Raw genomic sequence first — 14,053 nt, forward strand, 5'->3', positions numbered from 1 at the left:
GCCGAACCTACTGCGGTGGGGCTTCAAGCCAGCCGCCTGCCACCGGCGCGAAGGGCATGGCCGCGCCGCAAGACCTGTCCGGTGAAAGTGTCCGGGACGGGTGCCGCTTGCGGCACACCAGAGCTGGCGTACTAGCTCGGCAAGGACCCGGCACTGCGCGCTGGGTGCTAAGCCTCGATCCACCGATGAGCTTGAGGTTGTGAGCGCGTCGTGAAGTGAGAATGCCCTTACGTGCTGGGAAAATCGGACTTCTTCAGGGTCCCAATTCTCACCAAGACGAAGGGCATCTCGTAGATGCAACTTTGCCACACGCCCCGTGCCACGTCGGCAGTGTTCGATGATCCCAATCTCGTGTCGTCGGCCGGGCTGGTCCCGGTCCTCGCGCTGGCCCGATCCGCGGGACTCCAGGAACTGGCCCAAGCCCACCTCACTGTGCCGACCGACAAGGGCGCGAACGCGGGGTTGAAGGTGTCCTCGCTGGTCGCCGGGATGGTCGCCGGCGCGGACAGCATCGATGACATGGCGCTGCTCCGTCACGGCGGGATGGGCCGGGTGTTCACGAACGCCTACGCGCCCTCGACGCTGGGTTCGTTCCTGCGCACGTTCAGCTTCGGCCACGTCCGCCAGCTCGACGCTGTCGCCTCGAGGTTCTTGGCCGGGCTGGCCGAGCAGGCACCGCTGATCGTGACCTCACCTGACACCAGCGAGCGGGTGATGATCGACATCGACGACACCATCGTCGAGGTCCACGGGCACGCCAAGCAGGGCTCTGGCTACGGCTACTCCGGCGTGCGTGGGCTCAACGCGCTGCTCGCTGTCGTGTCCACGAGCCAGTCCGCGCCGGTGATCGTGGCCCACCGGCTCCGGAAGGGATCATGTGGTTCACCGCGGGGCGCGAAACGCCTGGTCGCCGACGCGTTGAAGACCACCAGCAAACTGCCCGCCAAGTCCGATCTGCGCCCGATGCTGCGAGCCGACTCCGCGTTCTACGGCGCCGAGGTGGTCAACGCGGCGTTGCGCGGTGGCGCCGACATCTCGGTCACCGTGCGAATGGATCCCAAGGTCAAGGCGGCGATCGCCACCATCGGTGACGATGCCTGGACCACCATCGAGTACACCGACGCCGTCTTCGATGAACCCACCAACACGTGGGTCTCCCGCGCCGAGGTCGCCGAGATTCCGTTCACCGCGTTCACTTCCAAGAAGAAAGCCGACCAAGTCACCGGACGGCTCGTGGTCCGCCGGATCCCCGACCTCAACACGTCCGCCAAGAATGGTCAGGAGACGTTGTTCGACACCTGGCGCTTCCACGCCTTCTTCACCACCACAGACCCGGCCGTGGCCGGCACGGTGGCCGCGGACAAGACCCACCGCGGCCACGCGATCATCGAACAGGTCCACTCCGACCTCAAGGGCTCCGCCCTCGCGCATCTGCCATCGGGAAAGTTCGCAGCGAACGCCGCCTGGCTCGTGCTGGCCGTCATAGCGTTCAACCTGACCAGAGCAGCCGCGACCATCACCGGCCCGGGACTCGCCAAAGCCACCACCGCGACCATCCGCCGCAAGCTGATCGCCGTGCCCGCCCGGGTCGCGTCCTCGGCACGAAGAGTGACGCTGCACCTCCCGACCGGATGGCCCTGTGAGACAGCCTGGAGCGAACTGTTCAACCGGGCCTGCGGACCAACACCGGCACCGACGACCTGACCACCCCCAGCCGACACCGGCACAACGACCAACCCGGAACAACCTGGCAGCGAGGCCAGACGGTCGGCCACGCCCACACACTCGAAGACCCCGCCTCAGCGACCGCGGACGCTCAGCCCCTGCCCATCGGTGGATCGAGGCTAAGGCATGCTTGATCGGACGTCCCGCTGCATACGGGTTGGCCGCAGTCGGTCCGTCGGGCGTGGACAAAGTCTTTGGCCTGCTGCGAGAGGAGTTGGAGACGGCACTGGGGTTCGTAGGTATCACAGACGTCGCCGACGTTGACCGCTCGGCACTTGTCGAGTAGCCGGACACGGGAAGTCTCAGCGCGCCATTGTCAACACCGTTCGGGCAACGTCTGTCATCCGGGTCAACGCCATCGCATAATGAGCTTCATTGTCGAGCGAGGGGTCAGTCTGATTGGGACGCTCACCGACAAGACGACGACGATGATCGCCAGAGGAACCACCGGTGCTCTGTGGCAATTGGGGTGTGCCCGCGAACCGCCGCGATGCACAGCGTGAGCGCCATCACGAGCTGGATAGTAGGAACCGTCCACAGGCTCGGTGCTGTCGAGTCGGGTGCCGACCGACAGACCTATGTGCCGGAGCGCTTGGATCAGGTTCTGGCCGGGCAGTCGCGCAGCCTGGCTCGCGTCGCCGAGCATGCCAACTGATCGCGCTGCTTGACCCAAATACGGGACGGTCCCAGGCGCCGTACCTCAGTCTCGCGCCTCGGCAATCCGCGCGGTGAGGCGTGCCGAGCTTGCCACCCCCCGAGGACTGGTCGCCTCACACTCCGCGTTTCACGTCGACGCTCCTGTTTGACTTCGTCCCAGTTGCCCGCCCGTGCACCGGTTGATGCGTGCTGAGGCGCTACACGGGATCGGCCGATAATTAACCTTATGTCAGGTAGAAGTTTGCGTATTGCATCAGATGAATCAACGGCGGCACAGGGCCTGCTCCACTACCCCAGGCGCGTCGACAAACCTGCGCCCGACCTACGCAAACACGGCAACAAGGTGGCGTGGATTGTCGCCCCCGGACGCGGCCCTCAGGCGCTGTGCTTCCTCCACGCCCAGAGGAGGATGGGGAGACAGAGGATCAGCAACATGAGCCCGACCCAGATAGGCCCCGACACCAGGTAGAGGATGCCGGCGACGGCGCCTCCCCCGGAAACACCCATGATCTGCGGGTAGAACGGGTACCCGGGTTGCCCGGACTGCACAGTGGGGTCTCCTTCTGGTGATCGGCCTGCCTCGAGTATCGGGATGACGTCCACGAGGGTCAAACGTCGTCCGACAGTGGCGGTGCCCGCAGATGAGCGCTTCCCAAGCAAACGATGTCAGCGACGAGCCAACATGACATCCGTGCGGTGGAACGTGCCGGGTTCGGTAGGCTCCGGACCGATGGCGGTGGGGCTCGCCGAGAACCGCAGCACACACTAGCTGCCAACAGTCCCTACCTGACAACGAGACGTGACGTCGCACAGGTGGGAGCCCATGTCCGAGGAACGATTTGCTGTTGCGGGCCTGCCCTCCGCAGACGAGAACCGTGCTGGAGAGCAGCGGCCGACCGACACCGAGCACGGGTCCATCGATCCCGACGTCGATCTCGGCCTGCCGCGCCAGCGTCGTGAGTGGACGGCCCACCGGTGGGTGCTGCCCACGATCTCCGCCGGCGGGATGCTGGGCGCCTCGGCCCGGCACGGCCTCGAGATCGCCTGGGCGGCAGGTGCTGGCGGGTTTCCGTGGGCGACGTTCGTGACAAATGTCGGGGGGTGTGCCCTGATCGGACTCCTGATGGTCTACGTGGTCGAGGTTGGCGCAGGTCACCCGCTGCTGCGGCCTTTCGTCGGTGTGGGGATCCTCGGCGGGTTCACCACCTTCTCGACCTACACGGTGCAGACCACGGGCCTGCTGGACAGCCAGGAACCGGCCCTGGCCTTGGTCTACCTGTTCGGGACGATCGCAGCCGCGCTGGCAGCGGTGATCATCGGTGTCGTCCTGGGCCGTGTGGTGCTAGCTCTGCTGCGGCGCAGAGCCCGTAGAGCGCGGGCCCGTCAGGCGCGGGCCGGGAAGGGGGGTGGTTCCTGATGGGGTTCCTGTTCGTCTGTCTCGGTGCCGCCATCGGCGCACCGGCGCGCTATCTGACGGATCGGGCCATTCAGGCTCGCCATGACACCGTGGTCCCCTGGGGGACGATGACGGCCAATGTGGTCGGTTCGATGATCCTCGGCCTCCTCATCGGCCTTGCCGACGCCCACCACGTTCCGGAGGCTGTGATGCTCGCCCTCGGCACGGGCTTCTGTGGGGCGCTGACCACGTACAGCACTTTCAGCTACGAGACGTTCCGCCTCTACGAGAGCGGAGCGCGTCTCTACGCCACCATCAACGTCGCCATCTCCCTGACCGCCGGCCTCGGCGCCGCCCTGGTCGGCCTGGCCGTCGGTGCCGCACTGTGAGCCCCAAGCCCCGAGACTCTGCGCCCGTGGGAGTGGAACCGCTAGGCTGGCGCCCGATGGCGGTGGGGCTCGCCGACAACCGCGACGACGTCGCCAACAGTCCCTGCCTGGTCAAGGTAGGAGCCCTCATGCCCACAACATCCGTCGGCCCCGCGCCAGGCCCGTGCGCGCTACCCCCCACCGGGCGCGACCGCCGAGTCTTCCCTGCAACCATGCCGATCCGACGACTGCCTCGATGCGCCGACGGCAGAGTTGTGGACGCGTTCCGAAGCCCACGCCCCGGCAACCCTTGGAGCACCTGATGGGATTAGCAGCCGGACCCGCCCTGCGCCTGACCATCTTCGTCAAGGCCAACGACCGGTGGCACCACCGCCCGCTCTACACCGAGATCGTCCACCGCGCGCACAAGCAGGGGCTCGCCGGCGCGAGCGTGTTCCACGGCATCGAGGGATTCGGCAAGTCGGAGATGATCCACACCTCCCGCATCCTGGACCTCAGCGATGACCTGCCGTGCTCGGTGGTGATCGTCGACGTCGAAGACAGGATCCGTGCCTTCCTGCCCCAGCTCGACGAGCTGGTCACCGAGGGCCTGGTGATCCTCGACCCCGTCGAGGTCGTGAAGTACGCCAGCCGGGAACTGGGCGGGTGAGCGAGGCCGGGAGCCAGAGACCCGACGACCCACGACCCCCCACGACCGACCCCGGCAGCGTGGAGGGCCGGTGGCTCACCCGCGGCGTCGCGTCGGTCGGCCTGGCCTCGCTGGGCAGCGACGCCGGCCACGAGATGACCACCAGCCTGCTGCCGACGTTCATCTCCTCCACGCTGCACTCCGGGCCGGCCGCCTTGGGGGCCATCGAGGGGGTCTCGGACGCCCTGGTGGGCTTGAGCAAGCTCGCCGGCGGCCCACTGAGCAGCGACCCGGCTCGCCGAGGCCGGATCGCCTCCGGCGGGTACTTGGTCACCGCGATCGCTACCGCCGCGATCGGTCTCGCCACCGCCGTGTGGCAGGTGGCCCTGTTGCGCGGGCTGGCGTGGATGTCGCGCGGTCTGCGTTCCCCGGCACGCGACTCGCTGCTCATGTCGATGGTCCCCCGGGCAGCGTTCGGCCGCGCCAGCGGGGTCGAACGCGCAGGGGACAACCTCGGAGCACTCATCGGCCCTCTCCTGGCATCCGGGCTCGTGGCCGCTGTCGGCATCCGTCACACCCTGCTTCTGGCCTTCATCCCGGGCCTGCTGGCGGCCGCAGCCATCACGGTGGCCGCCAGTGAGGCCCGACGGGTGGTCGCGGCGCCCGAAGGTCGGCGTCGGCTCAGCTTCAACATCGGTGAGCTACGGCGTGCCGGGCTGATCCGTGCACTGGCCCCAGCCGCGCTCTTCGAGCTCGGTAACCTGGCGACCACGCTCCTCATCCTCCGGGCCACCGGCCTCCTGGACACTGATACCCGTTCGCTGACCGCGGCCACGAGCCTGGCGATCCTGCTCTACGCCGGACACAACGCGGCGGCAACCGTGGCCGCCCTGGTCAGCGGCTCCTGGACGGACCGGACCAGCCCCCGGCTGGTCTTCGCCACCGGAGCCGCGCTCTACGTGCTCGCCTACGCGATCCTCGCGTGGGGGCCGGCCCAGGTCTGGCTGCTGCTGATCGCGTTCGCCGCCGCCGGCACTGGCATCGGCCTGGCCGAGACCGCGGAGTCGACCACGGTCGCCTTGGCCCTGCCCGACCGGCTACGCGGCAACGGGTTTGGCCTCCTCGGTCTGGTCCAGTCCTTCGGCGACCTCGGGGCCACGCTCACCGCAGGTCTGATCTGGGCGTTCTGGTCACCCACCGCAGCGTTCACCTATGCGGCCATCTGGATGGTCGCCTCCGTGGCGGCCAGCCGCCTGGTCCTACCCCGCTCCCCCACGACCAAGGAGAACCTGTGAGCATCACGCCCACGAGCTTGACGGCGTTGGAGATCCTCGACTCCCGCGGCCGCCCGACCCTCCTGGTGCAGCTGGAAACCTCGGCCGGGGACCTCGGCCGCGCCGGGGTGCCGAGCGGCGCCTCGACCGGCAGCGGCGAGGCCGTCGAACTGCGCGACCGCGACGCCACCAGGTACGACGGCAACGGTGTCTTGACCGCGGTGTCCCACGTGGACGGCGAGATCGCCGACGCACTCGTCGGCCGCACGTTCCTCGACCAGTCCGAGGTTGACGCCGCGCTCATCGAGTTGGACGGCACGCCCGACAAGTCCCGCCTCGGAGCGAACGCGATCGTCGGGGTCTCCATGGCCGCCGCGCGTGCGTTCGCCGCCACGCGCGGGACGGCGCTGTGGCGCCAGCTCACCGTCACTGGTGAGAGCCCGCGGCTACCGGTCCCGCACTTCAACGTCGTCAACGGCGGGGCTCATGCGGCGAACCCGCTGGACTTCCAGGAGTTCATGCTGGCACCGCTCGGCGCCCCGTCCTACGCCGAGGCGCTTCGCGCCGGGGCCGAGGTGTACGCGCGGCTGCGCCGCCGACTCGCGGACGCCGGCCATGCCACCGGGCTCGGCGACGAGGGCGGCTTCGCACCCGACCTGGCCCACCCCGACCAAGTGCTCGAGCTCCTCGTCGCGGCCATCGGCGACGCCGGCTACGAGACCGGAGACCGCGGCGTCGCGATCGCCCTGGACCCGGCGGCCAGCGAGTTCCGTCGCAACGGCCTGTACACGGTTGCCGACCAGCGGTGGTCGAGCCAGGAACTGGTCTCCTACTACCAGGAGATGGTCGACCGGTTCCCGGTGCGGAGCATCGAGGACGGCGTCGGCGAGGACGACGACGAGGGCTGGAGGTTGCTAACCGAACGGCTGGGTGAGCGCATCCAGCTCGTCGGCGACGACAACTTCGTCACCAACCCCCGCATCATCGAACGCGCAATCGCCGACGGGATCGCCAACGCCGCCTTGATCAAGGTCAACCAGATCGGCACCGTCTCCGAGACCCTCGAAGCCATGACGATCTGCCGCCGGCACGGCTATGCCGCCATGGTCTCGCACCGTTCGGGTGAGACCCCCGACACCTTCATCGCCGACCTGGCTGTCGGCACGGGCTGCGGCCAGCTGAAAGCCGGCGCGCCGGCCCGCGGCGAGCGCACAGCGAAGTACAACCGCCTGCTCGAAATCTCCCTCGAGGGACCGGATCTCGGGTTCGGGCGTCCGTAGCGATGGCCCAGCATGATCACCAGGTCGTCTACCTGGTCCGGCACGGCCGCACCGCACTGAACGCGCAGGGTCGACTGCGTGGGCATCTCGACCCACCTTTAGACGAGGTGGGTCACCAGGAGGTACTCGCGTTGGGCGATGCGTTCGCCGGTCTGCCGATGCGACCGGCACGGATCGTCTCGGGACCACTGACGCGCACTCAGGAGACGGCCGCGGCCATCGCCACGCCCTGCGGGATCGACATCGCCATCGAGCCGCGCCTCGTGGACCGCGACTACGGTCTCTGGACCGGTCACCCGGCCGAGGAGCTCCGCGCCAGGTTCGGGCCCGGGCTCGCTGACCTACCGGGGGCCGAGCCCCTAGAGGATGTCGTCGAGCGGGTCAGGGCTGTGCTCGACGAGCAGGCCGCACACCTGCGGCACGGACCGGTGGTTCTGGTTGCTCACGACGTCGTGAACGCGTTGCTCCTGCGTGCTCTGGACCCCGGGCTCTGCCCGCCACACCACATCGCTCAGCGGACGGCCTGCTGGAACGCGATCGAGCTGGCCAGCAGCGGCTGGCGGGTGCGGACCGTCGACGGTGACGCCAAGGCGCTGGAGACGCTGGCGGCGGGGACGTCACCCTGAGCTCATGGACCATTCGCGGGCACAGTGGTTGGTGGCCCGGGGTCGCGGGCGGAATGCTCAGCGCGCGCCCGGTGCGGGTGCATCCCAGACCGAGCGGCCCGCCCGGTCGATGGTTCCTACCGATCCCCGGTCAACGCGGCCGGTAGATGTCGCTGCGGTGTCCAACACGGGTGACGATGAGAACCTCGCCGTCTTCGTGAAGGCGGTACAGGACGCGGTAGCTACCGCGCCGCGCGCTCCATTCGCCGTCAAGGTCGTCGCGTAACGGTTTGCCGACCCGCCGCGGCTCCTCGGCGAGGGGACCGTAGAGGAACTCGACAACAGCCGGCAGCACCCGCGGCGGCAGCTTGTCCAGGTCGCGGATCGCCGCGCTCGCCAAGGAGACCTTCCAGGTCACCGGGGCAGTCACTCGGCGTTGCCAACGCCGTAGCGGCGTCGCACGGCGGCCTCGTCCCACAGATCGCCCGCTGCATGCTCCTTGCGGGCCCGCTCGATGTCCTCACGGATCCCCGGTTGCGAAAGCCAGTACAGCGCCTCCTCGATGGACTCGAGGTCATCGACACTGATCAGCACCGCGGCGGGACGTCCATGTTTGGTAAGAGTCACGCGTTCATGGGTGGTCACAGCCTGGTCGACCAGCTCGTTTAGCTTCGACTTAGCCTCGGTGAGCGGAATCGTCGTCATGAAGCCTAGGGTATCATTCAAGTCCGAAGAAAGGTCTGTGACGGACCGAAAAAAGGGACGATAACCTATCTTATGTCAAATAAGACAGTCATGTTAATAGACAATAGTCTTTCCTAGGTGTCGCAACCTCACTCGTCGTCCGCGGCAGCGAGCCCCGCGAAGAAGAGTGCAGACTTGACGCTGTTCGAGATTCCCGGCAACCAAACCCGTTTGGGTCGCGTCTCAACCTTCGCAACGGCCAACACGCCGGCCAACGCTCCAACACGATGACTTCCCCAGCAGTCTCGACGGTCCGCCAGTACCCGTCACCACTGCGCCCGCGGTTGGTCAACGCGACGACAACATCGGCTGCGTTCCCACGCACGCCCCTACGGAAGGTTCTTCTCGATGCGCATGCCCCGCCTCATCAGCCTCGTCGCCGGCCTGGTCTGCCTCACCCCACTCGCGGTGACCGCACCAGCCCAGGCCACCGAGAACCTCACGACGGTCTCCGAGATCATCGTCAACACCCGGGCGGTGTCCTATGGCCACGGGCAACTGAACATCGTGGGCCGGGTCACGGCCAACAACGTTGTCCTAGGCACGTACGGCGGGGCTGCGCTGCAGGAGCGCACACCGGCCAACCCAGTGTGGACAACCATAAGCAACGAGCCTGTCCCGGGTCTCTTCGCGTCTTACGGCGTTCCTGTGCTAGGCAACACCGAGTACCGGGTCGTCTACTACGGCTACACAGCCACCTCAGCGACCGAGAACAACTACGCACCCAGCCAGTCGGCACCGGTCACCATCCGCGTCTCCCGCGCTATCAAGGCCAAGACGTTCGGCCACCGGGTGGTCGGCACGGTCAGCCCCGATTACAAGAACCGCAAGGTCAAGGTGCTCCGCAAAGTTGGCAAGAAGTACGTTCCCCTCACGAAGGTGAAGACGGGCCAGGACAGCAGATTCCGTGCGAATCTCCCCGCCGGCAAGCCCGGTGAGCGGCTGCGCTACCGGCTCTACATCCCGGGCAACGCCGACTTCGCCGCGACCGTGGAGAACTACACCCTTCGCTACTGAGTCACCGATGCCGCGTGCTCGCGATCTCGGTCACGTGTGACCCTCGTTACGCGCGAGGTCGTGGCGTCTGCCGCCCGTGAGTCGCGCAGGTCGTAGGTGGTCGCGGGTACGGCCACGGCAGGTGCGCTGTCGACACGCGTCGAGCGCGCGACCAACTACTGATCGGTGATGTCCTTGACCCGGACCGTCGCGGTGCCGGCGAACTCCCCGGCCGGGTCGACCACGATCCGATAGGTGCCGGCTTGGGCGGCCTCGATGTACCAGGAGGACCCTGGCACGGCGTAGTTCTCACTGACCTTCGTGCCGTCGGGGGCATAGATTCGCACCCAGTTGTTCCATCGGTCGATCGTCGAATCGGGCAAGCTCACCCGGTACCGGTGTCCCCCGACCGCAGCCACGTTCAGCTGGGCGTTCTGGCCGGGGTCGAGGACGAAGGTGTTGTCCGACCCGTCGACCGGTGGGGTGATCTGCTTGAACCGCCCCGGAGTGTCTGGAGAGCTGATTCGTTGGAAGGATCTTTCTCATGGCACGTCCCTCGAAGTACACCCCGGAGTTGCGTGAGCGCGCGGTGCGGCTCCTGGGCCTCGTTGGTGCGTTGTGCGCCTCCGAACGACCGGAGTCGATCATCGTCTGGAAGCGCTCCCCCAAAGTCCAGGACCTGCTCCGCGGACTCGGCAACGGCACGATCCCGGTCACCCATGACTCGACGCCGTGCCGGGCAAGGCCACCGAACACTTGCGTGCCCTGCTGCAGCACCACGGACTGCTCCCCCATCGTGACCCGTACCTCCCCCGGTTCGAGCAATGGATCGACGCCAAGCTCGACGGACTCCCGGACGAGGTGCGCCAGCCCGTGCAGCACTTTGACGAAGGTGCATGCGGCGGTTGCTGGTGAGGCTCTCGTCATCGCTGCTTCCGGGATTGCGACAGTCGACCAGGCCCGGCCATCGCATGATGGCCGTCGGAAGACACACGACTCCACTGGCTTGTGAGACGCGGCCACCAGCGCGCTCCGTCAGCGGGCGCCGTACGCCGGCTGGGCTGGCGGCCGAGGCTAGCCCACACTCGGCGCCACCAGCAGGCGTCGAGTCGCGGCGGCCGTACGACCCGCCCCCGTCGCGGCGGCGTCGAAGTTCGATCCGTCCGTCACGCGTATGGCCAGTTGCTACAAGCGCCAGCACCGGCCCCCGGTTACCTTCGGGCCGTGGGCGGCCTTCTGGCAAGGTAAGGCGAGCACCCAGCTGCGCCGCTGAGCAGTCCAAACTCATCAAGGCAACGCACTGATCGGGCGTGCCCCAATCAGCTCGCCCGTTCGCGGATTCCAACCGAATGAGGAGGCGCCGAGCCGGGCACGACTCAGGCTCGCTTGGTCCGCTGGCGATCCCTGAACCAGACGTAGCCGGCAGCACTGGCCCACACGCCCGTCCCGCCGAGGACCAGCCACTCGGCAGTCGTGTCCGTCAGGTTCCGGGCCAGGAGCAGGCTGCCGCCGGTCAGCCCCATCGTCGTCGCCAGTCTCCCGATGTAGGCGGACCGCTTGCGGGGAGGCGGTGGGGGGCGGCTCGCTGCGAATCGTGCCGATACGACGCCCAGCGCTAGACCCCCGACGATTATCAACGCAAGCAGCACCGGTCTGAATCGGTACTCGTCAACCCAGGCACCGAAGGCGTACGCACCCCCAAACATCCCAGTCAGGATCAACGCACGCAGTGCCCGGCTCCCGACTGCACGTGCTCCTTCGTCGGCGTCTGGGCCGTCGCTCACATGCACTGCTGCTCCATCTGACCTAGAGGACGTAGGGTCGGGGTAGACGCTGGGACAGGGTCAGCCGTGCCCGGGACCGAGCACGCCGAAGGGGTCGAGGGGGGCGTCGTCTTCATGATCGCCCGTCAACCAGCCGTCGTTTGCGTGCAGTCCCTTGCCGGAAGAATACCCGACCACGCCTCCGAAGAGGATAGCGCCGACCCCAACACCGACCCCACACACCACGCTGGCGACACAGAAACCTGCGCCAACCGCCGCAGCCCCGGCACTCGCTATCCCCCCTGCACCGATCTGAATTCCTGCGTCCGCGACGCGTTCCTTTTTCGAGACTTCGACCTCGGTCTCGCGCGTGAGCTCGTCCTGGAGCGTGACGAGGCCACCGAGGACTCCAAGGCCCTTGGCGGCCCGGCCGAGTCCCTTGCCCGATCGCGTGTTGACCTCCACCTTGCGGTTCTGAAGGTATTTGGGATCGGCGTTGTGGCGCGAGTTCATGATCGATGCTGCCGAGGCCAGGTGCGCGGCGCTGAACGCGACGGACAGTTGCTGGAAGGCGCTCAAGGCGAGGCCCTCGAGCGCGGACCATTCGTCGGGCCCGATACGTTCCTTGACACTGCGTCCTCCGCCGACGCCCGAGGATCCGTCACCCCCCCTACCGACGGTCGAACTCGAGGTGCTGCTGGCGCCACCTCCCGATCCGCTCGATCCGGTGTTGTACGGCAAGTGAGTTTCGACTTCGTCGCCGTTGTCCTGAATGGGCCGGTGGCCGTCGACTTCGATGTTGTTGAGGGGGTTTCCGGCGGCGAGGGCGTAGCGGTTGCTGGTGAGGGGGTCGGTGGAGAGACCCAGGTTGTCGAGGGCCCCGGAGTAGGAGTCGGGTGTGAGGAACCGGCTGGTGGTCGGTGAGAAGTGGCGGGCTCCCATGTTCAGCGTGCTTGTCCCGGTATCGAGCCTCTTTGCGGTGTACCGGTAGGGGTTCAGGATGTTGTCGTCGGCGGCATCGCCGACGGTGAGGTCTTGGTCGGCGTTGCCGTAGGCGTCGTAGCCGTAGGTGGCCTTGGTGGTGCCGGTGGCGTCGAGCAGCATCGAGACTGACCCGTGGGGGTCGTACCCGTAGGTGAGGGTCTCGGTGGGGTCAGTGTTGTTCGGGTCGTTGGTCATCGACACGCGTTGACCTGAGGCGTCGTAGCTGTAGGTCTTGGTGGCGTCTCGGCTTGCGTCTCCGGATTGGGCTTCCTTGGTGACCTGGTCGCTCAGCCCGAGGTAGGTGAAGGTTGAGGTGCGTTGGGGTGTACTCGGGTGCTTTTCGATCTGGGTGGTGATGCGGTCCAAGGGGTCGTATTCGTAGCTCGATTCGTCGACGACCGTCTCGTTGCTGTAGCTGGCATAAGAGCTGAGCCGGTTCAGGTAGTCGTAGCTGTAGTCGGCCAGGAGCGCCGACCCGTCCGGAGGGCAGGCACCGGTATAGGTGGGGATGGTGACGCAGTCGACGTTGCCCTCAGCGTCGTAATGGTGCCGGGAGACGTAGTTGGTGGCCGCCCCGACTGCGGTGAGCACCAGTTGCATGCCGTCGTACTCGTGGTGCTCTTGGTGCTCCTGGTTAGTGATCGCCGTGAGCGTTGTCTTCTTGATGAGGTTGCCGGGGGCGTCGAGTTGGTAGCTGATGGTGGGGCCGGAGCTGCGCTGTTCTTGGGTGAGCCTGTCTTGTCCGTCGTAGGTGTAGGCCGCGGCGCAGTCGGTGGTGCTGCACGGGTTGGAGTTGCCCTTGATGGTGAACGTGTCGCGCGCTCGGTTGCCATTGAGGTAGATCCCGGCGGCGTTCGTGTAGTCCAGGACGTGGCGTTCCTTGAGGGTTCCGGTCTCCAGCGGGCCGGACCTCGTAGTGAGGGTTTGGGGCAGGCGGTTGTGGAAGTACTCCCAGGCCGTGGATTGCTTGACTGTGTAGGCCGGGGTCCCGGTGCATGACTGGGTGGCACGGGCACGGGCAGTGACCTGTGTGGCTCGCATCCCGGCAGGCGTGTAGGTGGTGTCGATTTTCTGACAGCCCTCGGGGAGGTGGTCGAGTTGGGTGGTGAACCTGTCGGCGGCGTCGTAGGTGTAGTCGTGTCTGGTGCCGGCGGTCAGCTCGGTTCCGGTGGGTGTCTGGGTGGCGTCGTCGATGCGTCGGGTGACGTTGGAGTTGAGGTCGTAGCTGGTCGCGGTGGTGGTGTAGTTGGTGGCGCCCTGCGATCGGAACCGGCTCAGGGTCGTCCGACCCAGAGCGTCGTAGGTCAAGGCGATCTCGACCGGCTTGGCGTTGGGTGAGGTGATCCCGGCCCCGTCGAGGGCGGTCGTGAGCTGGTTGTCAGCGTTGTAGGAGAACGTGGTGCGCTGCCCTCCGACGCCGTCCTTGCGGCGATCGCGGTGCTCGGCCATGGTGCCGTCGGGATTGAAGGTCCAATACTCAGGGTCGGCGGTGCCTGCCCGGCGATACCTCTGCTGGCCGCGAGCGTTGTAGTCGTAGTCGACCAGCGGGTTGACGTGGTCGTTGGTGGTCACGATCTGTCCGGTGTCGAAGTAGGTGAGGTCTAGGTGTGGT

14 protein-coding genes are annotated in these 14,053 nt (G+C 67.0%); 9 read left to right on the forward strand and 5 right to left on the reverse strand.

Annotated elements, in window-relative coordinates:
* Nucleotides 1-294: 294 nt before the first annotated feature.
* The 7 genes from H4Q84_RS12505 (at nucleotide 295) to H4Q84_RS12535 (ending at nucleotide 7,975) form a co-directional block, all read left to right on the forward strand.
* Complete coding sequence (locus H4Q84_RS12505) at nucleotides 295-1,704, forward strand: IS1380 family transposase (protein WP_248579429.1); 1,410 nt, start codon at nucleotides 295-297, stop codon at nucleotides 1,702-1,704.
* A 1,501-nt stretch (nucleotides 1,705-3,205) separates the two neighbouring features.
* A complete protein-coding gene (locus H4Q84_RS12510; protein WP_248579430.1) occupies nucleotides 3,206-3,799 on the forward strand; it encodes a CrcB family protein in 594 nt (197 codons plus the stop codon).
* Nucleotides 3,799-4,167, forward strand: a complete 369-nt coding sequence (gene crcB / locus H4Q84_RS12515; protein WP_248579431.1) for a fluoride efflux transporter CrcB — start codon at nucleotides 3,799-3,801, stop codon at nucleotides 4,165-4,167. The genes H4Q84_RS12510 and crcB overlap by 1 nt, the downstream gene beginning before the upstream one ends.
* Before the next feature lie 301 nt (nucleotides 4,168-4,468).
* The gene (locus H4Q84_RS12520) at nucleotides 4,469-4,816 is read left to right on the forward strand and encodes a DUF190 domain-containing protein (RefSeq protein WP_248579432.1); all 348 of its coding nucleotides are present in this window, start codon (nucleotides 4,469-4,471) and stop codon (nucleotides 4,814-4,816) included.
* Complete coding sequence (locus tag H4Q84_RS12525; protein ID WP_248579433.1) at nucleotides 4,813-6,090, forward strand: MFS transporter; 1,278 nt, start codon at nucleotides 4,813-4,815, stop codon at nucleotides 6,088-6,090. Before H4Q84_RS12520 ends, H4Q84_RS12525 begins: the two co-directional genes overlap by 4 nt.
* Entirely contained in the window at nucleotides 6,087-7,349 is a 1,263-nt protein-coding gene (eno, locus tag H4Q84_RS12530) for a phosphopyruvate hydratase (protein WP_248579434.1), read from the forward strand. The genes H4Q84_RS12525 and eno overlap by 4 nt, the downstream gene beginning before the upstream one ends.
* A gap of 2 nt (nucleotides 7,350-7,351) precedes the next feature.
* The gene (locus tag H4Q84_RS12535) at nucleotides 7,352-7,975 is read left to right on the forward strand and encodes a histidine phosphatase family protein (RefSeq protein WP_248579435.1); all 624 of its coding nucleotides are present in this window, start codon (nucleotides 7,352-7,354) and stop codon (nucleotides 7,973-7,975) included.
* Nucleotides 7,976-8,105: 130 nt separating this feature from the next.
* Here the strand turns inward: H4Q84_RS12535 and H4Q84_RS12540 are convergent, their stop codons facing one another.
* Together H4Q84_RS12540 and H4Q84_RS12545 are read right to left on the reverse strand one after the other, a co-directional pair.
* Nucleotides 8,106-8,372, reverse strand: a complete 267-nt coding sequence (locus tag H4Q84_RS12540; protein WP_248579436.1) for a type II toxin-antitoxin system RelE/ParE family toxin — start codon at nucleotides 8,370-8,372, stop codon at nucleotides 8,106-8,108.
* Nucleotides 8,373-8,380: 8 nt separating this feature from the next.
* A complete protein-coding gene (locus H4Q84_RS12545) occupies nucleotides 8,381-8,659 on the reverse strand; it encodes a type II toxin-antitoxin system Phd/YefM family antitoxin (protein ID WP_248579437.1) in 279 nt (92 codons plus the stop codon).
* Between the two features lie 387 nt (nucleotides 8,660-9,046).
* Here H4Q84_RS12545 and H4Q84_RS12550 point away from each other — a divergent pair, with 387 nt between their 5' ends.
* Nucleotides 9,047-9,715 (forward strand): hypothetical protein, encoded by a 669-nt coding sequence (locus tag H4Q84_RS12550; protein WP_248579438.1) that lies wholly within the window; start codon nucleotides 9,047-9,049, stop codon nucleotides 9,713-9,715.
* A gap of 155 nt (nucleotides 9,716-9,870) precedes the next feature.
* Here the strand turns inward: H4Q84_RS12550 and H4Q84_RS12555 are convergent, their stop codons facing one another.
* The gene (locus tag H4Q84_RS12555) at nucleotides 9,871-10,083 is read right to left on the reverse strand and encodes a hypothetical protein (RefSeq protein ID WP_248579439.1); all 213 of its coding nucleotides are present in this window, start codon (nucleotides 10,081-10,083) and stop codon (nucleotides 9,871-9,873) included.
* Between the two features lie 343 nt (nucleotides 10,084-10,426).
* On the opposite strand from H4Q84_RS12555, the gene H4Q84_RS12560 reads away from it, so the two are divergent.
* Nucleotides 10,427-10,609 (forward strand): hypothetical protein, encoded by a 183-nt coding sequence (locus H4Q84_RS12560; protein ID WP_248579440.1) that lies wholly within the window; start codon nucleotides 10,427-10,429, stop codon nucleotides 10,607-10,609.
* Nucleotides 10,610-11,070: 461 nt separating this feature from the next.
* Here the strand turns inward: H4Q84_RS12560 and H4Q84_RS12565 are convergent, their stop codons facing one another.
* Together H4Q84_RS12565 and H4Q84_RS12570 are read right to left on the reverse strand one after the other, a co-directional pair.
* Nucleotides 11,071-11,217 carry a hypothetical protein gene (locus H4Q84_RS12565; protein ID WP_248579441.1) on the reverse strand — a complete coding sequence of 49 codons (147 nt, stop codon included), beginning with the start codon at nucleotides 11,215-11,217 and terminating at the stop codon, nucleotides 11,071-11,073.
* 321 nt (nucleotides 11,218-11,538) lie between these two features.
* Entirely contained in the window at nucleotides 11,539-14,013 is a 2,475-nt protein-coding gene (locus tag H4Q84_RS12570; RefSeq protein WP_248579442.1) for an RHS repeat-associated core domain-containing protein, read from the reverse strand.
* Between the last annotated feature and the right edge of the window lie 40 nt (nucleotides 14,014-14,053).

The organism is Nocardioides sp. InS609-2, assembly GCF_023208195.1.
Lineage (GTDB): Bacteria > Actinomycetota > Actinomycetes > Propionibacteriales > Nocardioidaceae > Nocardioides.